Below are 22,496 nucleotides of genomic sequence, written 5' to 3'. Positions count from 1 at the left end.
AGCCCTATCAGAAAACTAAGGAAAATACTGTTACGATTACTATTGGCAATCTTGCTAATCATGGTATTGGGCTCCTTAATTTTATCAATTCCTGCAGTGCAGACCAAAATGGCCAAATATGCCACAAAATCCCTTAACGAAGAATTTGGCACCAATATCTCCATAGACCGTCTTAGCTTATCCCTATTCAATTTAAATACGGGCTTAAAGGGCATTTATGTTGAAGATTACCAAAAGGACACCCTAGCTTATATTGAAAAATTGACCACTTCCATTTTAAACATAAGAAATATGGCCAATGGGAAAATGGAGTTTGGCGATATTGATGTAGATGGACTGTTCTTTAATTTAAAAACCTATAAAGGAGAACGGGATACCAATTTAGATGTGTTTGTGGCCAAGCTTGATGACGGACAACCCAGAGCACCAGGTACACCGCCTTTTTTTATGTCTTCTGATGAAATAGAAATTTCTGATGGTAGGTTTAAACTTATTGACGAAAATTCAGAGTCACAGGAAATCTTGAGTTTTACCAATATTGAAGTCTTGGCAAAGGACTTCCAAATATTGGGACCTGAAGTAACATTGGGGATTGAAGCGCTATCATTGATGAGCAAAAGGGGCATACAATTGGAAGAGTTGTCCACGAACTTTAAATACACCAAAAAGCAGATGCGATTTGATTCTCTCAGAATTCAAACTGGAGAATCTAAACTGAGAGGGGGTCTGGTATTCAATTATAATAGAGAGGATTTTGCTGAATTTTTAGATAGGGTCAATGTAGAGGCCAGTTTTAATGAATCTACCGTCGCACTTAATGATGTAAATTCATTTTACAACGAGTTTGGAAAAGACAAGGTGGTATCCTTTGCTGGGAATATAAGTGGGGTGTTAAACAGATTAAAAGTTGAAGAGCTTTTTGTTCAATCAGAGAATACGGGAATTAGAGGCGATTTTGAATTTGACAATATGTTTAGTCAAGAAGCTCCATTTATTATGCGGTCAGATATTGACAACCTAACTTCCAGTTATTATCAATTAAGATCATTATTACCTAATATTTTTGGAAAAAATGTTCCTTCTTCAATACAAAGATTGGGTCAGTTTACCATTCGTGGCGATGCTGAAGTGACGGAGACCTCACTAGATGTACAGATTAACCTAAACACTGCCATAGGTAGCAGCTACACCGATTTGCAGATGACCAATATTCAAACCATAGATGATGCCAGTTACATTGGTTTTGTATCACTTATAGATTTTGATTTGGGAAAATTTGTACCAAATGACCAGTTGGGCTTAGCCACTATGGATGTGAATGTGGAAGGGAAAGGTTTTATAGCTGAATATCTGAACACAGAGGTTATTGGAGAGGTCTACAAGTTGGAGTTCAACAATTATGAATATAATGACCTTAAAGTATCAGGAATTCTAAAAGAAAAATTATTTGATGGTTCATTAGTAAGTAAAGACGAGAATTTTCAATTTGATTTTAAGGGATTGGCGGATTTTGGGGAAAATGCAAACAATTTCAATTTTATAGCCTCGGTAGCTCATGCCGATTTCAAAAAATTGAACTTTATCAATGATAGTGTATCTGTTTTTAAAGGAGATTTAAATATGGATATTGTTGGAACCACACTCGACAATATTGAAGGACAAATTCGGTTTTCCAATACAACCTATCAGAATAAGAACGACACCTATTATTTTGAAGATTTTTCTGTTACCTCCTCTTTTGATACAGATACCCTACGTACTGTAGAAATAAATTCACCAGATATCATCACAGGCTATGTCAAAGGAAAATTTAAGGTGATGGAGATTGGAAAATTGGTGCAAAATTCCGTCGGAAGCATTTATACCAACTACAAACCTTTTGAGATTTCCGAAGGACAAAGGCTCAACTTCAATTTTAAGATTTATAATAAAATTGTGGATGTCTTTTTTCCAGAAGTTGTTTTTGACCCTAACACTTTTATTAGGGGAAACATCATTTCGGACGAAGGAGACTTCAAACTTACCTTTAAATCACCCAGTATAGAAGCTTTTGGAAACGATTTTGATAATATTGAGCTGAAGATTGATAATAAGAACCCACTCTTTAATACATTCATATCGGTTGAAGATATGTCCACTGTCTATTATGATGTAAAAGATTTCAACCTCATCAATACCACACTAAAAGACACCTTGTTTTTTAGAACGGAATTTAAAGGAGGAAGTGAGTTTAATGACAGCTATAATTTAAATTTCTATCACACTTTTAATGAAGAAAACAAATCGGTGATAGGACTAAAAAAGTCCGATGTAAATTTCAAAGGAAACACCTGGGTGCTGAACAAGCGGGGAAATAATAAAAATAAGGTCATTATCAACAGAACATTGGATAGTATAAGAATTGAAGATGTTGTAATGGATAATAATAATGAAGAACAGATCAGGTTAAGAGGGGAGTTGGCCGATTCTACCTATAAAGATTTGGACCTTCAGTTTAAGATAGTTTCCCTTAACAAGATAACCCCGGCTATTGACAGCCTAAAGTTGGATGGGTATGTAGATGGATTTCTCAATATTCTGCAAAAAGATGGTAAATATTTACCGACCTCTAGTTTAAATGTTCGAAACTTCAGTGTTAACAATAGAAGGTTGGGCGATTTGGAAATCGGGATCTTCGGAAATAACGACCTTACCCAGTTTGGAGTAAGCACATGGTTGAACAATAATGGTAAAGAAAAGTTGAGTCTAAACGGGAAGGTAACCAACATAAACAATGAACGGCGTTTGGATATAGCCGCAAACCTTACCGATTTTGACCTTGAACCATTTAGTCCACTGGGAGATGGAGTAATATCCAATATTAGAGGTAAGGTGAGTGGATTTGCAAAGATTACTGGAAACGTTGCCAATCCATCTATAAATGGAACATTGAGTTTAACAGATGCTGGTATCGGTATTCCATACCTTAATGTGGATTATGATTTTGCACCGTATTCCCGTGTTCGTCTTTTTGACCAAACCTTTTATTTTGAAAATATTGAACTTTCTGATGTTGCCGAAGGAACCACAGCTACGTTGGATGGCACTATTAACCATACCGCTTTTGGAGATTGGTCTTTAGATTTAGATGTGGATACCAAGAACAATCGTTTTATGATTTTGAATACAGGATTTGATGAAGAAGCTTTGTATTACGGAACGGGTTTTATAAATGGGACCGGCAGTATATATGGATCAACAGATGCACTTACCATCGCGGTAGATGCAACAACGGCAAGGGGCACCTCTTTAAAAATCCCACTTAGCGATGTAACCAGTGTGGGGGATTATTCCTTTATTAATTTCATAGAGAAAGGTAGTACCGAGTCTTTCGAAGAACAGCGTGTACTTAAGGATTACCAAGGCTTGGAAATGGCCTTTGATTTGGCAGTAACACCAGAAGCAGAAGTGGAAATTGTAGTAGATCAGAGTACTGGAAGTTCCTTAAAAGGTACCGGAGAAGGAATTCTGTTGATAGAAATCAATACCAACGGGAAATTCAATATGTATGGGGAATTTGTTGCAGTAACTGGTGAATACAATTTTAAGTATGGTGGTGTTATTGATAAAAAATTCCAGGTACGCCCCGGAGGTACCATTCTTTGGGAACGAGATCCATTAGCTGCTCAGCTTAATTTGGAGGCTGTTTATGCCCTTAATGCCAACCCTGCTCCTCTATTGGATAATCAAGGGTATAGTTCAAGAATTCCCACAGAAGTTGTGGTACGTTTAGATGGAGAACTTGAAAGTCCAAACATTAATTTTGATATTGATTTTCCAGGGACTAACTCTGTGGTGCAGTCAGAATTGGAATATAGACTCCAAGATCCAACCGTAAAAGAGCGAAATGCTTTCTTCCTGTTAGCTCAAGGAACTTTTGTAAATGAACAAACGGGGATAAACCAACAAGCGGTTACAGGTAACTTGATTCAAACGGCATCAGGACTACTTAACCAAATACTGGCTGGAGATAATGATAAATTCAATTTAGGACTTTCTTATGAACAAGGTTATTTGGACACCAGCGCTGACATTCAGACGGAAAATAGAATAGGGGTGACCGTTTCCACTCAAATATCCGATAGAATTTTGGTAAATGGAAGAGTAGGAGTGCCGGTAGGAGGTGTTTCTGAGAGCGTGGTGGCAGGAGATGTGGAAGTTCAGGTGCTTCTAAATGAAGAAGGGACATTAAGTGCCAAAATTTTTAACAGAGAAAATCAAATACAACAATTTCTTGCAGAAAGACAGGGTTATACACAAGGTGTAGGACTCTCCTATCAGGTTGATTTTGGCAGTTTTAAGGAATTAATGCAGAGAGTATTCAAAAAGAAAGAAAAAAAGATAACTCCCAAAGTCGAAAATCAAGCCACAGATATTATGGGAAAGGATAGTCTTATCCGATTTGTTCCTAAGGGCAATACAGCCAAAAAGTTACCCAAGTAGCGTTACGTTTTTAGCAATTTTTCAACAAAATTTTTACGAAAACGTTTGCGAAAACGCCTGAAAACAAATAAGTTATTATGTGATTCAATAATTAAATAAAGTTTCCTAGTTTTGACCCTTTAAAATTTTGAATGGCTACAGAAATTAAGAAAATAGCAGTACTTACATCAGGTGGTGATTCTCCAGGAATGAATGCTGGGATCAGATCGGTAGTTCGTACCTGTGCTTATTTAAAAATAGAATGCGTTGGTGTCTATAGAGGATATCAAGGAATGATTGAAGGAGATTTTAAGCCTTTGGACGCTCGTAGTGTAAACAACATTATTAACAAAGGAGGAACTATTTTAAAATCCGCCCGATGCGAAGATTTCCGTACCAAAGAGGGTAGAAAAAAAGCCTATGACCAGTTAAAAAAAGAAGGTATTGATGCCTTTGTTGTGATCGGTGGTAACGGAAGCTTTGCAGGTGCTTTGGCCTTTAATGAAGAATATAACTTTCCTGTAATGGGAATGCCTGGAACTATAGATAATGATATTTTAGGATCCACTTATACAATTGGTTTTGACACAGCTATAAATACAGTTGTCGAAGTTATAGATAAAATTAGGGATACGGCCAGTTCGCATAACCGTCTTTTCTTTGTTGAAGTGATGGGACGGGATGTCGGACATATTGCACTTAACGCAGGCGTTGGTGCTGGCGCAGAGGAAATTCTAATCCCTGAACAAAATCTCGGATTGGAACGTTTGCTGGAGTCTCTAAAAAGAAGTAAAAAATCGGGAAAATCTTCCAGTATTGTTATTGTTGCTGAAGGTGACAAAATCGGTAAAAATGTTTTTGAGCTAAAAGAATATGTGGAAGAACATTTACCTATATATGATGTCCGCGTATCCGTTTTGGGACATATGCAAAGAGGAGGAAATCCAACTTGTTTTGATAGGGTTTTGGCGAGTAGAATGGGAGTAAAGGCAGTGGAAAGTCTCCTAGAGGGAAAATCCAACTATATGGTAGGAATAAGAGATAACAACCTTATCCTTACCCCAATTAGTGAGGCGATAAAGGCACATACGGAAATTGATGAGGAACTCGTGCGAGTTTCAGATATAATGACTACATAATAAAAACCAAATAAAGTAAAAATGTCAAATTTAAAAATAGGAATTAACGGATTCGGTAGAATAGGAAGATTGGTGTTTAGGGCAACCGTGCAACGTGACAATGTAGATGTTGTTGCTATCAATGATTTGTTGGATGTTGAACATCTAGCATATCTATTGGAGTACGACTCTGTTCACGGAAAATTCGATGGAACGATTGAGATAAAGGACGGAAACCTCGTGGTAAATGGAAAAACCGTGAGAATAACTGCGGAACGTGATCCTAAAAATTTGAAATGGGACGAAGTAGGCGCTGATATCGTAGCAGAATGCACAGGAATTTTCACCACCTTGGAAACTGCACAATATCATATTGATGGTGGAGCAAAGAAAGTTGTTATTTCTGCACCTTCCAAAGATGCCCCTATGTTTGTTATGGGAGTTAATCATAACGATGTAAAAGCATCCGATACTATCGTATCCAACGCATCTTGCACAACCAACTGTCTTGCACCACTTGCTAAAGTGTTGAATGATAAGTTCGGTATTGAAGAAGGCCTAATGACCACGGTACATGCCACTACGGCAACACAAATGACAGTTGACGGTCCATCAAGAAAAGATTACAGAGGAGGAAGAAGTGCACTTTTAAACATTATTCCTGCATCCACGGGAGCGGCTAAAGCCGTAACCAAAGTAATTCCAGAACTTTTAGGTAAACTTACAGGTATGGCATTTAGAGTACCTACGGCTGATGTTTCTGTTGTTGATTTAACCTTAAGGTTGGAAAAAGAAACATCATATGAAGAAATTAAGAAGGCATTTAAAGATGCATCTGAAGGAGAACTAAAAGGTATTTTAGGATATACCGATGAGCCTGTAGTTTCCCAAGATTTTGTTGGTGATGTAAGAACAAGCATATTTGATGCAGAAGCCGGAATGGAGCTTAACTCCAAGTTTTTCAAAGTAGTGTCATGGTACGATAATGAAACTGGTTATTCCAATAAGTTAGTCGATTTGGCAGAACACGTTGCCAGTCTTTAATTTATAATCTTACAAGAAAATCCTGGAATAGGCTCATATTCTATTCCAGGATTCTTTAAAATTCAGCCTATGATACTGATTGTTGATAGTGGAGCAACCAAGTCTGATTGGATTGCCCTAAATGATAGCGGAAAACAATTATTTCTTACTCAAACACTAGGCCTTAGCCCAGAAGTGCTGACCCGTGAAGTGATTGAGGATAGGCTAGCCAATAATTTTGAGCTTTCTAAAAACAGGGAAGATGTAAGTCATTTATATTTCTACGGAGCTGGCTGTGGCACTGATAGAATGAAGATTTTTTTAAAGGATATTTTTAAGGATTTCTTTCCAAATGCAAAAACTGAGGTAAGAGAAGACACTTTTGCCGCAATTTACGCGACCACCAAGATAGGACATCAAGGCATTGTCTGTATTCTGGGTACTGGCTCTAACTGTAGTTATTATGATGGTCATCAACTATTTCAAAAAGTAACCTCGTTGGGTTATATATTGATGGATGATGGAAGTGGGAATTTTTTCGGTAGAAAGCTATTAAGAGATTATTATTTTCATAAAATGCCTCAGGACTTGGGAATTAAATTTGCCAAGGAATACAATTTAGAAGCTGATGTTATAAAGGAAAATTTGTACAAACAGCCTAACCCCAATACCTATTTGGCCACTTTCGCCCGTTTTATCATTGAAAACAAAGAACATCCGTATTGCCGAGGAGTAATCGACAAAGGATTACAGCAGTTTGTGAACAATTACATTATGCAATTTGAACTTGCTACAAAAGTCCCTATAAGTTTTGTTGGTAGTATAGCCCATTTCCTTAAAGATGAACTTGCTACAGTATTAGAACGTAACGATTTAATTTTAGGTGTTGTTCGCAGACGTCCTATTGAAGGACTGGTGGAATTTCATCAAGAGACTATTTAACCGCAATCATAGAAATCTCCACGTTAACAAACTTTGGGAGATTGGCAACTTCTACAGTTTCCCTAGCCGGTGCTGTGGCAGCATCAAAATAGCGTCCGTATACCTCGTTTATTTGAGAAAACTGATTCATGTCGTTTATGAAAATCGAAGTTTTTACTACATGCTCAAAGGTCATTTGGGCTTCGGAAAGAATTGCTTTTAGATTCTCCATGGACTGCTTGGTTTCAGCTTTAATATCACCTTCAACCAAGTTCCCAGTAGCCGGATCAATAGGAATTTGTCCAGAAATATATAAGGTATCCTTAATAAGGACTGCTTGATTATAAGGTCCTATCGGAGCTGGAGCATTGGGAGTATTGATAATTTTTTTCATTGATACAGTATTTATTGATGCTTAGTTTGCCAAGTTATTTAATTATACATTATCACCTGCTAAACGGCTGACTTCTATTTTCCCATTTTAGATCGCTAAGAATGGAACTCTTTATTCCGATGAAGAAGTACCATCGCTCAAACCTTCCAAAGGGAGTCCAATCAAAACTTAACCGGAAACTATTTAAATCTCTCTTGAAGTTTAATCGAGTATCGGCAAACCCTTTGTTCTTAAGGTCATAACCAGAGTTAAAACCTACTTCCCATTTAGGGGAAAGCTGCACATTGCCCGAAAACATTAAAGAGTGATTTGTGATTTCTTTCTGCCGATTACTATTGTTATAGGTAGCGACGTAGGTAAATCTCATATCCCACGGAATTTTATTTCCAAATAACGGGTTATCTACCTCATCGCTGTCCGGATTCTCTCGTTTAAAAAACGGCTCTCCATCACGAGCTCCCTCCAACTCAAATGGGTTAGCACCATAATCTGGGTCTTCCGTTTCTGTATCTTCATTTGATTTGTTTCCCCCTTTTTTGAACATATCGCTTTTTAGGGAGAAGCCAGTGTTGATCCTAGCTGAGGTCAACCGTAATAGCCCGCCACCATTGCTCACATTGAATGTATTGATTCTTCTTCCGTTATTATCAATGGCATATGGATCCAATGTAGCGGAGAAGTTTATGGGTACGTTTTTAATGATTTCTGTACCTCCGCTAAGATTTACAGGACTTAATTTTAATGAATCTGCTTCAAAATTGTAGCTAGTGGAAAGCGTAAGGTTACTTAGAATACTTACCTTTCTTGGTTCTGTAGCCGTGGAATCCTTGGATCTAACTTTTGCCTCCAACGTGTTCTGCAAAGAAAAACTCATGGAATTACTTTTGCTTAATGAAGGCCTTCCATAAATACTGGTTTCAAAAGGAGTAAACTGCACCTCTTCGCCATCAGCATCAGCATAGGTATCATAAAATTGCTCAAAAGAGGGTGCATAAGAGTAACTTATAGAGGGCCGCATTACATGTCGCAAAGCCTGTATTTTTTTATCCTCGCCAAAATTAAAAGTACCATAAACAACCGTACCAATGCTCGCACCTAAATTGTAGCGATTAAATCTATCAAAACCTGGAATGGTATCAGTTACCACTGCCTGTTCATCTTGGTCAAACCTTCTACTGATTGTTTCAAGGGTCCAAACGTCCTCGTAACTCCCATTTAAACTAACGCTTAAATATTTAGCAACTTTAAAGTTGGTTGCAATGGGGATACGATGTCTTGCCCCAACCCTGGCATTTTCAAACATAGCACTAGTAAAAAAGTCCTCCTCGGTAGTAGTAATACTATTTTGGGCGTTTACATCGTATTGAAAGTTCACATTTTGAACAATTCCCTTTTTAATACCGTCTCGTTTTGCAAAGGGGAAAATCCGTTCCATACTTGCCTGAAACGTTGGTAATGACATAGTGATGGCTTGAGTCCTGGAGTTTTGCGAATGTGTTAAGGTTAAACTGGTATTGACCGATGGATACGCCGGAAAAGTCTTGGAATAACTTATGGACGAAGCAAAGGTATTGGTCTGTGTATTAGACCTATTGACCTGATTTAGGGAGTTGGTGAAAAACTGACTGCTACCAAGGTTAACCGAAGCGGAAAAACGCGAATTTGGACTTGCTTTGGCATCTTGCGTATGCCTAATTTGTATATTGTAATTACTACTTCGGCTAAAATCATCGAAACCTTTCTGGCTCTGAATAAGGTTTTCATAGCTGAAATTGATATTCCCTCTAAACCGATATCGCTTTGAATAAATAGACTGTCCCCTGAAACCGTAACTGCCGTTTGTATAAAAATCCCCAGTAAGACTTAAATCCACATAATCACTTATCGGTAAATAATACCCGCCATTCTGAAGAAAATAACCTCTATTGGGATCATTACCAAAGGTTGGAAAAATTAGCCCAGCACTGCGTCCTGTTGTTAAAGGGAAATACGCAAAAGGCAATGCTACAGGAGTGGGCACATCCACAATATAAATGTTACTAAACCCGGCAATAATCTTCTTTTTGGGAACAAACTTTGCCTTTCTAATTCTAATATAATAATCGGGGTCGATAGTGTCCTTAGAGGTAGTGAGCTTTCCTTCACTTAGAAAGTACACCGAATCGTTTTCCTTTTTTGTAATTTCCGCATATACCTTCATTGCGTCACTACCAAGTTGTCCCAAACCTGCCTGCTGTTCGGTCCTGGAATTCCAAATTAGCGCTTTTTGGGTGTCAAAATTGAATCTGATGGAATCTGGTCGCACTTCGTTTGTTCCTTGTTTAAAATAGGGTAGTTGCGAATATGTACCTGTAGAATCCTGTAATCTTCCTGCATAGACCTCATTTTTAATGTAATCCATTACAATTACACCCGCTTTGAGCTCAGTGTCCTGATAATAGATTTCAGCTTCATTGTACAGATAGATTTTATTATCTTTCTGACTAAGTTTTACATAGTCCTTTGCTTTGTATTTTATTTTATCCAATAAAAGTGGTTGCTTGCCTTGGACGGAATCAACCTCCGTGCTATCAACGGTAATGGAGTCGTTAAGAATATTGGGAGGCAGCAGTGGAGCCGTAATACTGTCCTGTATTGGCTTGATAGGTAGGGGTATAATACGGTCTTCCTGAGCTCTTGAATTTAAGGCACTAACAAGAAGGACAAATAGGAAAACTAAAAGATGTTTGTTTGATTGCAACGTGATATATCCTATTTTTGTGCTAGTTTGGCGCAGTTTTTGGGCTCAAACTTACATATATTTTTTGTTCTGTTGATTGGGGATTACAATATTTTTAACCATTCCAGAATGCTATTATTACACTGTTCTATGAATAAAAGTCGATTAGCTTTTTTAATTGTTCTACTCGCTGTACTTCCCTTGGCTTCATTCACCAAAAATGATACCGAAGTACCACCAAAAGATAAGTTTGTTGTTGTTTTAGATGCAGGTCATGGCGGCCATGATCCCGGAAACCTTGGAAATGGGTACTTGGAAAAAAATATTGCATTGGGTATTGTCTTGAAGGCAGGTGAAGAATTAGCGAAAAACCCAGATATTAAAGTTGTTTACACCAGAAAGGACGACACCTTTGTTGATCTTTTCGTTCGCGGTGAAATAGCGAATCAAGCCAATGCGGATCTTTTTGTTTCTGTACATTGCGATTCGCATACGTCAGATGCTCACGGGGCGGGTACCTTTGTATTGGGACTTCATGCCAACAGGCAAAACTTTGAGGTGGCGAAAAAGGAAAACTCGGTAATTTACTTAGAAGATGATTATGAACAGCGCTATGCTGAATATGATATTAATTCTCCCGAATCTGTAATAGGGCTTACCATTATGCAAGAGGAGTTTTTGGAACAAAGCATTATGCTTGGCAAAAAACTTCAAGATAATTTTACCAAAAGATTAAAAAGAAAGGACAGAAAAGTAAAGCAAGCAGGATTTATAGTGTTGCATCAAACTTTTATGCCGAGTGTTTTGGTAGAAACTGGGTTTTTAACCAACAAAACAGAGGGAGGGTATTTAAATTCCAAAAAAGGCCAATCCGAAATGGGTAAGGCCATTGCACAAGCTGTTATTGCATACAAGACCGATATTTCAAACGGTTTTGACATTGAAGATACACCCGTTGTAATAGAGGATAGCTCTGGAGCCGTTCATACCACTACAAAGAAAGAGCAAGAAAAATCAGATACAGAAACAGCATCCGCATCGGTCTCACAGGCCAAAACGGTTCCTGTTACCCAGAAAAAGGATGCGCCTCCTAAAACAGGAGTAATTTTTAAAGTACAGTTGATGGCTAGTGCCAAGAATATTCCTTTGAGGGAAGCCAATTTTAGAGGGCTGGATATGCTGTCCAAGGAACCAATTAAGAATCTTTATCGCTATATGTATGGTAATGCCAGCTCTTATAATGAAGCTAAAAACCTAAAAACCCGAGCGGATGCCAAAGGGTATACCACTTCTTATATTGTTGCGTACAGGAATGGGACAAGAATTACATTAAAGGAAGCCCTTAAATAGGAATAAATAAGGGTGCTGCCTTCTCAAAAATATTCCTAATTTTGTTTGAACAGTAAACTGAATCTTTTGAAACTAACCAGGGAAATCAAAACTGGGATTATAGTACTTACAGGAATCTTAGCACTAATTTTCGGGTTGAGTTATCTAAAGTCCTCTTCACTTTTTGAAAACAACAAAACATTATATGCGGTGTATGATCATGTCGGTGGTCTTCAACCAGGAACACAAGTTTCTATTAACGGACTCACCGTTGGGAATGTAATCAGTATTCGATTTAAAGATACCTCTGGGAAACTATTGGTCACTCTTTCTATAAGCGACGACTTCCAATTTTCCAAAAACAGCAAAGCGGAGCTGTATGATACGGGTATTATTGGTGGAAAAGGAATTCAAATCAGACCCGTTTTTGATGGAGCATCCAATGTACAATCAGGAGATACTTTAACAACGGACACAAAACCTGGACTCACCGAATTGGTACAGCAAAAGCTAACACCTTTGCAAATGAAGGTTGAGGGTGCAGTGTCCCATGCAGATTCTTTGTTAATGAATATTAATGATGTGTTGGATGATCGAACCAGAATGGAATTGAGACAAAGCATTTCAGGTCTTAACGCTCTGGTAAATTCATTTAAAGGAAGTGCAGATAAGTTAAACACGCTTTTAGAAAGCAACAAAGAACAATTGGATAGTTCATTGAAAAATGTTGACAATATCACCACTAATTTTTCTAAACTTTCAGATTCGCTGGCAAATGCGGGACTTGCGGAAACGGTTTCCAACTTTAAAACTACGGTGGAACGTTTGAATTCAGTGCTCGGAAAAATTGAAAAAGGGGAAGGCTCATTGGGCAAACTTACCCAAGACGATAAATTATACGAAAATTTAACGGCCGCTTCAAAAGAGTTAGATCTTTTGTTGCAAGATTTTAGATTAAATCCAAAACGCTACGTAAATGTCTCTGTCTTCGGAAAAAAGCAAAAGGAATATGAGCTTCCGGAGAATGATCCTGCTGCACAAAACCAGAATTAATATATGGAGTACTTGCCTAATATTCTTTTTACCTTAATCCTGATTGCCGGAATAGGTTTTTTCGTAAGGAATATTAAAAAATTGTCAAGAAACATCAAGTTGGGAAAAGCTGTTGATGTTAGCGATAATGCTTCCCAACGCTGGAAAAACATGGCCAAAATTGCTTTAGGGCAAACGAAAATGGTGGTTCGCCCAATCGCTGGCCTCATGCATATTATTGTATACGTGGGGTTTATCATCATCAATATTGAAGTCTTGGAAATCATCATTGATGGGGTGTTGGGCACTCACCGTGTGTTTGCTCCGTTAGGTACTTTGTACGATTTTCTAATAGGCTCTTTTGAAATATTGGCATTGCTTGTTATTGTTGCTGTGGTAATATTTTGGATAAGGAGGAATATCATAAAACTTCAGCGATTTCTTAAGCCAGAAATGGAGGGTTGGCCTAAAAAAGACGGCAACATGATTTTGTACATTGAATTGGTACTCATGCTTTTATTCCTAACCATGAATGCTGCCGATTTTCAATTACAACAGTTGGATGCTGCACATTATACAAAAGCAGGTGCCTTTCCTATAAGCCAAATGATTGCCCCCTTATTTGATGGCATGTCAATTTCGAGTTTAATAGGTATTGAACGTACGGCTTGGTGGTTACATATTGTAGGAATATTGTCTTTTTTAAATTATCTATACTATTCTAAACATTTACATATTCTATTAGCCTTTCCAAATACCTACTATGGTAAGCTAAAACCACAAGGAGCATTTAATAATGTAGAGGCAGTTACCAATGAGGTAAAATTGATGATGGACCCATTAGCTGATCCGTTCGCCGCTCCACCTGAAGATGCACCAGAGCCTGAGAAATTTGGAGCATCAGATGTCATGGATTTAAATTGGGTGCAATTGCTCAATGCCTATACCTGCACGGAATGTGGTAGATGTACTTCGGAATGTCCGGCAAATCAGACAGGGAAAAAGCTTTCCCCTAGAAAAATAATGATGGATACCCGTGACCGTTTGGAAGAAGTGGGTAAAAACATGGATGCCAATAAAGGTGAATTTGTTCCAGATGGAAAACAATTGTTGGGAGATTATATTAGCCATGAAGAATTATGGGCATGTACTACCTGCAATGCTTGTGTACAAGCCTGCCCAGTAAGTATAGACCCGCTATCCATTATTCTGGAAATGAGACGATTTTTGGTGATGGAACAATCTGCAGCACCTATGGAACTAAACAATATGATGTCCAATATTGAAAACAATGGCGCGCCATGGCCATATAATCAAATGGATCGTTTAAACTGGGTAAACGAATAAATCTAGAATTATGAGTGAGGAACTTAAGGTGAAAACCATGGAAGCATTTATGGCCGAGGGTGCACAGCCTGAAATATTGTTTTGGGTAGGTTCTGCTGGCAGCTACGATGATAGGGCTAAAAAGATTTCTAGAGCTTTTGTGAAAATATTGAATAAGGCCAACGTTGAGTTTGCGGTTTTGGGGTCGGAGGAAAGTTGCACTGGAGATGTGGCCAAGCGTGCAGGCAATGAATTCTTATTCCAGATGCAGGCTATGATGAATATAGAAGTTTTAAATGGCTACGAAGTAAAGCGGATCGTAACCTGCGACCCACATTCTTTCAATACGTTGAAAAATGAATACCCAAGTTTAGGCGGAAACTATGATGTTGTTCACCATACACAATTCATAAAAGAGTTATTGGATAATGGACGTTTGTCCGTTGAAGGTACATTTTACAAAGAAAAACGAATTACATTCCACGATCCTTGTTATTTAGGGAGAGCGAACTCAGTTTATGATGCACCAAGAGAGGTTCTTAAGAAAACCAATGCGACTATTGTAGAGATGAAGCGGCATAAAAAAACAGCGCTATGCTGTGGTGCAGGAGGTGCACAAATGTTCAAAGAACCGGAAAAGGGAGACATGGATATCAATGTATTGCGTACAAAAGATGCATTGGAAACCAATCCAGATATTATTGCAACAGGCTGTCCATATTGCAATACAATGATGACGGACGGAATTAAAGCGCACGAAAAAGAGGGAAGTGTTACCGTTTTGGATGTAGCAGAACTTATTGCCAATGCTGAGGATTTATAAATAAAAAATAACGTATTACACAGTATTATGAAACATATTCTAAAATACGCTTGTCTCATTACTGCTTTTATTTTGATGCTAGCGTTTACTATTGAAAATAAATTGGCTGATGATGTATTATTTTATGCCTCATTTGATAGCGGAACCTCTGCGGATATCGCCATGGGGGATAAAAGTATTTACACTGCCGATCTGCGAAAGAATATAGAAAATGCGCAACCAGGCTTATTGAATCCAGATGTAGTAGTGGCCAAAGGCAAAGGATTATCTGGAGATGCACTGGATTTCAAAAAGAAAGGTAAGATGATTACCTTTTTTAAAGCAGCTAAAAATATGGGGTATTCCAAGGAAAATTGGAGTGGTTCTGTATCACTCTGGCTGCAACTGGACCCAGCAAAGGACTTAGAACCCGGCTATTGTGATCCCATCCAGATTACGGATGTCAACTATAATGATGCTTCCATGTGGGTAGACTTTACCAAGGATAACCCCAGAAGCTTTCGTTTAGGCGTATTGGGGGATTTGGAAGTCTGGAACCCAAAAGGCTTGGGGCCTGATGACAATCCTGATTTTGAAAAAAGATTGGTATGGGTTAAAGAACCACCATTTAGAAGAGGGGATTGGACACACATCGTTATTAACTTTTCCGAATTGAATACTGAAAAAGGAAGCTCGGAATTGTTTGTTAATGGCAAAAGTATGGGAACATCACCTACTATTACAGATCCGTTTACCTGGGAGGAGGAAAAAGCAAATATGATGCTCGGATTAAACTATATTGGCCTCTTGGATGAGTTAGCCGTGTTTAATAGGCTGCTGGGCACAGAAGAAATTACACTTATTTTTAATACCAAAGATGGCTTGAAATCAATTATAAACTGATTTAGCGCACATTATATAAATATAAATTCATGGTAGTACCTTTTGAAAAGCTTCCTGATAATGCTAGAATATGGATTTATCAGTCCAATAGAAGCCTAAGTGATGAAGAATTACAGGAAGTTGAAGAAAACTTAACTGGGTTTTTAAAAGAATGGACAGCCCATGGAAGTGAATTGGAAGCTGGATTTGAAATAAAGTACAAGAGGTTTATCATCATAGGGTTAGACCAAACCAATGCCAGTGCTTCAGGTTGTTCCATAGATGCGTCTGTACATTTCATTCAAAACTTGGAGAAAAAGTACAAAGTGAATCTTTTAGACCGGATGAATGTTTCTTTTAAACAGGGAGAATACGTGTCTTACAAATCATTGCAAGATTTTAAAAAAATGGCAAAGCAAAAATCCATCTCAAAAAACACTATTGTGTTCAATAATCTGGTAGCCAATAAACTAGAATATATGGAACATTGGGAGGTACCAGCAAGCGAAAGTTGGCACTCAAGATTTGTATAATCTCCTTAAATTATCCTAAATACGATACTTTCCTCGATGAAATACAATATTTTTATCAGCTGTAAGTTCATGTCCTAGACAAGATTTTATGCGGATAAACCTTTACTTTCTCCTTTTCTTACTGATGTTCTTAGGGGTTAATGGTCAAAAAAGTCCATTAATCACCACAGATTCCGTTGCGCAAAACAGTTGGGTTAATGCCCAATATGATAGTATGTCTGTGAGCGAAAGAATAGGGCAGCTATTTATGGTCAGTGTTGCTTCAAATCAAAGCAAGAGTGCCACGGACAACATAAAAGAGCTTATAAAAGCCCATAATATTGGAGGGGTTATATTTTCCACTGGAGGTCCGAACAGGCAGGCAAAACTCACTAATGAGTATCAGTCAATTTCCAAAACTCCATTGTTAATTGGTATGGACGCCGAATGGGGCTTGGCGATGCGTTTAGATTCTACCTATGCTTTCCCATGGAATATGACGCTAGGAGCAATAAGGGATAGCTCAATAGTCGAAAAAGTTGGCTTTCAAGTAGGGAAACATGCAAAAAGGCTAGGAGTGCACATCAATTTTGCGCCAGATATAGATGTGAACAACAATCCTAAGAATCCCATTATTGGGAACCGTTCTTTTGGTGAGGATCCCTTAAATGTATCCAAGCAGGGTATTGCTTTTATGAAGGGAATGGAACGTGCGGGGGTTTTATCCTGTGGCAAACATTTTCCCGGGCATGGGGATACTGCAACAGATTCCCACAAGGCGTTGCCTATTATCAACTCTTCAAAAAAGCGATTGGATTCAATCGAACTGTATCCTTTCAAGGAACTCATTAATGCCGGATTAAGTTCGGTTATGGTTGCCCATTTAGATGTTCCCAGTGTGGAAATTATGAGAGAAGGCTTGCCGTCTACCTTATCAGAACAAGTGATATCTGGATTATTACAAACCGAATTAGGATTTGAAGGATTGACCATAACCGATGCCTTAAACATGAAGGCTGTTTCCCAGTTTGCACCAGAAGGGGAGGTAGAACTTCAAGCTTTTCTTGCCGGGAATGATTTGCTTTTAATGCCAGAAAATGTGCTAAAGGCAAAACAAAAAATGGAGGAATCGTTTAATAACGGTATCATTTCTGAAGAACGACTTTCTACTTCTGTTAAAAAGATTTTATTAGCCAAGTATAAGGCGGGATTACATAAGTATCGGCCAATTGCATTGGAAAATCTTTATGAAGACTTAAATGGAATTGAAAATGATGTGGTCTATGAAGAAGCCATTGAAAATGCGATTACAGTGGTTAAAAATAATTTTTCCCTTCTGCCCATAAAGAAGTTGGAAAACAAAAAAATTGCCTACGTAAACTTTGGAGATGATTCTGGATATACATTTTTCAGAGCATTAAACCAATACGCTAAAGTAACTAAGATCAGTGCAAAAGATGCCGCAGGCTATAGAACCCAGCTTTCAGATTTTAATTTGGTGATTATTGGCCTTCATAAGAGTAATAAAAGTCCTTGGAAATCCTATAAATTCTCGAAAAACGAGCTATTTTGGTTACAGGAGATTTCTAGACTTAGGACTAGTAATACTGTGCTTACATTGTTCGCAAAACCCTACGCACTTTCAGATATAACTAGTTTCAATACCATAGATGGGCTAGTGATGGCATACCAAAACAGTGCTATTGCACAAGAAAAAGCTGCTGAGGTAATTTTTGGGGCTATTGGAGCTGATGGGAGATTGCCTGTTTCCACCAACCCAGAGTTTCCGGTGAATACTGGGGTTAAATTAAAGCCACTTTTGCGCTTGGGTTATAGTATTCCTGAAAGAGTTGGGTTAAACTCAGATAAGTTGGCTATTGTAGATAGTTTGGTTACTGCTGGTTTGGACTCTCTAATGTACCCAGGAGCTCAGGTACTAATAGCAAAAAGAGGAAAGGTCATATATAATAAGAGTTTTGGGAAACCTACATACACTTCAGAAGATGAAATTAGCGAAGGGCATATCTATGATTTAGCTTCATTGACCAAAATTCTATCCACGTTACCTCTAATCATGAAGATGGAGGAAGAGGGCAAAATTGCCCTGAATAATACGTTTCAAGAACTGGTTCCGGAATATGAGTCCTCAGAATTAAAGGATGTAACGGTTTTAAAAGCACTTTCCCACTATGGCCGGCTTCCGGCTTGGATAGCATTTTATATCGATACGTTGACCAAAAACAGAAAACCCTCTTCAGATTTCTACAGAAATCAACCTACAAATGGTTTTTCTTTTAAGGTGGCGGATAATCTGTATTTAACAGATGCCTATAAAGATTCTATTTATAATAGAATAGGCAGACAGAGTTTGAAGTCCAATCGATACCGTTATAGCGATGTGGCTTACTATATATTCAAAAAATATATTGAAGAGTCTTATGGAAAATCCATTGACGCCTTGATCAACGAATTTTTATATACCCCAATGGGATTACAGCATACTGCTTTTAATCCTCTTGAAAAATTTCCAAAACAAGAGATTGTGCCATCCGAAGAGGATAAATATTTTAGATATCAAACCGTTCAAGGATATGTGCACGATATGGGAGCGGCCATGCAGGGTGGAGTAGGAGGTCATGCTGGGCTGTTTAGCAATGCCAACGATGTTGCCAAGATTATGCAAATGTATTTACAGGGAGGTATTTATGGAGGTAAACGGTTTTTAGACGAACGAACCATAAAAAAATTCAACACCTGTTATTTTTGCCATAAGGATGTAAGGAGGGGAGTAGGTTTTGACAAACCTCAATTAAAAGAAAAAGGACCTACCTGCGGATGTGTTTCAAGAAAAAGTTTTGGACATAGTGGTTTTACTGGAACTTACACATGGGCAGACCCAGACGAGGAGCTTGTATATGTTTTTTTATCCAACAGAACATACCCTACAGCAAGCAATACACTGTTGGTGAAATCTGGATTGCGAACAAGAATCCAGCAAGCGATTTATGATTCTATTATAAATTAAAAAGTAAATATTGCTTTAGATTTGCTCTTATGAAGATAGCAATTGTATGTTACCCCACTTTTGGAGGTAGTGGCGTTGTTGCCACGGAATTGGGACTAGCACTGGCTGAAAGAGGTCATGAAGTTCATTTTATAACCTATAAACAACCTGTACGTTTAGACCTGTTGGGGAATAACATTCATTTTCATGAGGTCCATGTCCCAGAGTATCCACTTTTTCAATACCAGCCATACGAGTTGGCATTGTCAAGTAAGTTAGTAGATACCATTAAGTTCTATGGAATAGAGGTTTTACATGTGCACTATGCTATACCACATGCTTATGCAGGGTATATGGCCAAAAAAATGCTTCAGGAAGAAGGTATTTTTATACCTATGATCACCACACTTCATGGTACGGATATCACATTGGTGGGCAAACACCCATTCTATAAACCCGCTGTTACTTTTAGTATAAATAAGTCGGATATAGTGACTTCGGTTTCGGAAGATTTAAAACGCAGTACGCTAAAAATCTTTAATATAGAAAAAGAGATTGAAGTGATACCTAACTTTATTGATATTACAAAGTACAGTCCAGATTACACAGATTGTCAGCGTTCTTTAATGGCCAATGATGATGAACGTATCGTGACCCACATCAGTAATTTTAGAAACGTAAAGCGTATTCCGGATGTGATTAAGGTTTTCGACCGTATTCAGAAGGAAATTCCAGCCAAATTAATGATGGTGGGCGAAGGACCAGAAAAGGAAATGGCCGAACAGCTTTGTGATGACCTTGGAATTAAAGAAAAGGTAGTGTTTTTGGGTAATAGCAACGAAATTGACCGGATACTTTGCTTTTCAGATTTGTTCTTACTGCCATCCAAATCAGAGAGTTTTGGTTTAGCGGCTTTGGAAGCAATGATAAATAGGGTTCCTGTGATTTCAAGTAATACAGGAGGTATTCCAGAAGTGAATAAGGATGGTGTCTCAGGATTTCTTGCTGATGTTGGAGATGTGGATACTATGGCAGAAAAAGCGCTGTATTTACTAAAAGATGACGATGTTTTGGAGAACTTTAAGGAAAGTGCGTTCAAAGTTGCTTCAAAATTCGATATCATTCATATCTTACCAATATATGAAGAGGTTTATGAGAAGGCCTATAAATATCGTTTTAAAAACACCTATTGATTAGTGAAACATGTTATTATCATATTACTAGCCTGCCTTACTTCATGCAAAGCACAAAAGGAAGGACAATCAGAAGCAGAACAGCAAGATGAAAATATGATTCTAATCGATCATGACGGCTATAGCGGCATTGATGCATTTGAAGCTAGTATAATACAAGATGAAAAATCTTTGCGTAGCTTCTATGGCAAGATAAATCAAACCCGAAAACCTGGACTACCAGTTCCTTCCATAAATTTCTCTGAAAACTCATTACTTATAGTATGTTTGGGTCCTCAGAACAGCACAGTATCTCCTATAGTAAGAAAAGAAAGTGAATCTGATGGCGAAATGGTGATATCCATAGCACTAAGTGATACGACCAAATCCGAGAACCAAATTATTTCGTATCCTTTCTACATTTATAAAATCCCACAAACTTCCAAAAAAGTGGATTTTCGGAAGAAAGATTGGTAGATCAAATTAGACTTTTCACTTTTTTAAGCTTCTTATCGAGAATTAAAGCACTTTAAAGTACAATAGACGAATTTTTATGGTGTTGAATTAATTTTGTTTGTGATAACCTCAAATCACACAGAATGAAATCTACGAAACTGGCATTAGCAGTATTATTTTTATGGTCATTGGCGAGTTCCTCCCAAGAAGTCCAATTGACAAAAAAAGATAGTATAGTTAAGAGTTCTTGGATGGTATCCTTAGGAATAAACATAGTGGATGATTCCGGAGATGAATTCGGGAATTTATTTGACATTAAAGATGGTTGGCACGCAGTTCCCTTTCCTTCCCGCATTAGTGTTGGCCGTTATTTTGATAATGGTCTAGGGCTTGAAGCTATCGGAACGTACAATAAATATAAAGAAGGAAAAATCGTTGATAATGTGGTAAACCCTGCCGATGTTGATTATTTTGGTTTGGATTTTAGAATAAGCTATGACCTTAATATGATTTTAGGAGAAATGGGATTTTTTGATCCATATATTGGTATTGGTGCGGGCTATACGGATGCTAACAATCAAGGAAGAGGTACATACAATGCGGTTTTGGGTTTTAGAACATGGTTTTCCGACCATTGGGGGTTAGATTTCAATACAACTGGAAAATGGGCCATGGATACCGAAAATGCAAGTAATCATATTCAGCATGCAGTTGGTGTTGCCTATCGATTTGATGTTAAAAAAGGGCTTTCAAGAAAAGGAGAGGAGAAGTTAGCATTGTTGCAAGAAATGGAGAAAGAACAACAAAGAGTTCAAGACTCCATTGCTGCAAAGCAAAAAGCGGATGAAGAGGCCCGTTTATTAGCAGAACGATTGGAAAGAGAGAAAGAAGCGGCAAGACTGGCAGCTGAAAAAGCCAAGAAGGATGCTGAAGATGCCAGGCGAGCTAAAATTGAAAATGAAGTAAGGAATCTTGGTAGAGTCTATTTTAAATTAAACTCATCCTATCTTTCCATCGCCGATAAAAAAGTTTTAGATAAGTTGGTGGGTATACTAGAGAATTCTCCAAGTTTGGCAATAGAAGTTTCTGCACATACAGATTCCAGAGGAACAGATAAATACAATCAATGGCTATCTGAAAAAAGAGCAAAACGAACGGTTGAATATATAATCTCTAAGGGAATTTCTGAAGAAAGGATTAAATATGATGCATTTGGTGAAACTAGGCTGACAAATGAATGTGATGATGATACTCCATGTCCAGAGAAGAAGCATAGTGAAAATAGAAGGTCTGCGTTTAAAATTTTAAGTAATAAATAAAATTGAAAGCAAGGGATGACTTGTCA

The 22,496-nt window shown here is 37.9% G+C and carries 16 protein-coding genes; 14 read left to right on the top strand and 2 right to left on the bottom strand.

Annotated features, from left to right (window positions below; genetic code table 11):
- Positions 1–60: 60 nt before the first annotated feature.
- The 4 genes from FVB32_RS15725 (at position 61) to FVB32_RS15710 (ending at position 7,544) form a co-directional block, all read left to right on the top strand.
- On the top strand, positions 61–4,482 hold the full coding sequence (locus FVB32_RS15725; RefSeq protein ID WP_147745086.1) for a translocation/assembly module TamB domain-containing protein: 4,422 nt from the start codon (positions 61–63) through the stop codon (positions 4,480–4,482).
- Positions 4,483–4,613: 131 nt separating this feature from the next.
- The gene (gene pfkA, locus FVB32_RS15720; protein ID WP_147744779.1) at positions 4,614–5,600 is read left to right on the top strand and encodes a 6-phosphofructokinase; all 987 of its coding nucleotides are present in this window, start codon (positions 4,614–4,616) and stop codon (positions 5,598–5,600) included.
- A 21-nt stretch (positions 5,601–5,621) separates the two neighbouring features.
- Positions 5,622–6,623, top strand: a complete 1,002-nt coding sequence (gap, locus tag FVB32_RS15715; protein WP_147744778.1) for a type I glyceraldehyde-3-phosphate dehydrogenase — start codon at positions 5,622–5,624, stop codon at positions 6,621–6,623.
- Between the two features lie 69 nt (positions 6,624–6,692).
- The gene (locus tag FVB32_RS15710; RefSeq protein WP_147744777.1) at positions 6,693–7,544 is read left to right on the top strand and encodes an N-acetylglucosamine kinase; all 852 of its coding nucleotides are present in this window, start codon (positions 6,693–6,695) and stop codon (positions 7,542–7,544) included.
- On the opposite strand, the gene FVB32_RS15705 is transcribed toward FVB32_RS15710, so the two are convergent.
- Both FVB32_RS15705 and FVB32_RS15700 read right to left on the bottom strand, forming a co-directional pair.
- Positions 7,537–7,917, bottom strand: coding sequence for a RidA family protein (locus tag FVB32_RS15705; RefSeq protein ID WP_147744776.1), 381 nt, complete (start codon positions 7,915–7,917; stop codon positions 7,537–7,539). The genes FVB32_RS15710 and FVB32_RS15705 overlap by 8 nt on opposite strands.
- A 52-nt stretch (positions 7,918–7,969) precedes the next feature.
- Positions 7,970–10,657 (bottom strand): putative LPS assembly protein LptD, encoded by a 2,688-nt coding sequence (locus tag FVB32_RS15700; protein WP_147744775.1) that lies wholly within the window; start codon positions 10,655–10,657, stop codon positions 7,970–7,972.
- A 129-nt stretch (positions 10,658–10,786) separates the two neighbouring features.
- Between FVB32_RS15700 and FVB32_RS15695 the strand changes: the two genes are divergently transcribed.
- The 10 genes from FVB32_RS15695 (at position 10,787) to FVB32_RS15650 (ending at position 22,470) form a co-directional block, all read left to right on the top strand.
- Positions 10,787–11,986, top strand: coding sequence for an N-acetylmuramoyl-L-alanine amidase family protein (locus FVB32_RS15695; RefSeq protein WP_147744774.1), 1,200 nt, complete (start codon positions 10,787–10,789; stop codon positions 11,984–11,986).
- A gap of 66 nt (positions 11,987–12,052) precedes the next feature.
- Positions 12,053–13,018, top strand: a complete 966-nt coding sequence (locus FVB32_RS15690; RefSeq protein WP_147744773.1) for an MlaD family protein — start codon at positions 12,053–12,055, stop codon at positions 13,016–13,018.
- Positions 13,019–13,021: 3 nt separating this feature from the next.
- Complete coding sequence (locus tag FVB32_RS15685; RefSeq protein ID WP_147744772.1) at positions 13,022–14,344, top strand: (Fe-S)-binding protein; 1,323 nt, start codon at positions 13,022–13,024, stop codon at positions 14,342–14,344.
- A gap of 10 nt (positions 14,345–14,354) precedes the next feature.
- On the top strand, positions 14,355–15,146 hold the full coding sequence (locus FVB32_RS15680; protein WP_147744771.1) for a (Fe-S)-binding protein: 792 nt from the start codon (positions 14,355–14,357) through the stop codon (positions 15,144–15,146).
- Between the two features lie 27 nt (positions 15,147–15,173).
- Entirely contained in the window at positions 15,174–16,028 is an 855-nt protein-coding gene (locus tag FVB32_RS15675; protein ID WP_147744770.1) for a LamG-like jellyroll fold domain-containing protein, read from the top strand.
- 29 nt (positions 16,029–16,057) lie between these two features.
- Entirely contained in the window at positions 16,058–16,540 is a 483-nt protein-coding gene (locus FVB32_RS15670; protein ID WP_147744769.1) for an ABC transporter ATPase, read from the top strand.
- Positions 16,541–16,628: 88 nt separating this feature from the next.
- Entirely contained in the window at positions 16,629–19,544 is a 2,916-nt protein-coding gene (locus tag FVB32_RS15665) for a glycoside hydrolase family 3 N-terminal domain-containing protein (RefSeq protein ID WP_147744768.1), read from the top strand.
- A 29-nt stretch (positions 19,545–19,573) separates the two neighbouring features.
- Entirely contained in the window at positions 19,574–20,716 is a 1,143-nt protein-coding gene (gene bshA / locus FVB32_RS15660) for an N-acetyl-alpha-D-glucosaminyl L-malate synthase BshA (RefSeq protein ID WP_147744767.1), read from the top strand.
- Positions 20,717–20,719: 3 nt separating this feature from the next.
- The gene (locus FVB32_RS15655) at positions 20,720–21,172 is read left to right on the top strand and encodes a hypothetical protein (protein ID WP_147744766.1); all 453 of its coding nucleotides are present in this window, start codon (positions 20,720–20,722) and stop codon (positions 21,170–21,172) included.
- A gap of 122 nt (positions 21,173–21,294) precedes the next feature.
- Positions 21,295–22,470, top strand: a complete 1,176-nt coding sequence (locus FVB32_RS15650) for an OmpA family protein (RefSeq protein WP_147744765.1) — start codon at positions 21,295–21,297, stop codon at positions 22,468–22,470.
- The last annotated feature ends 26 nt before the right edge of the window (positions 22,471–22,496 follow it).

Source organism: Flagellimonas hymeniacidonis, from assembly GCF_008040165.1.
In the GTDB taxonomy this organism is placed as follows: Bacteria; Bacteroidota; Bacteroidia; order Flavobacteriales; family Flavobacteriaceae; genus Flagellimonas; species Flagellimonas hymeniacidonis.
Note: the sequence above shows the minus strand (reverse complement) of the source record. Positions and strands in the feature narration are given on the sequence as shown.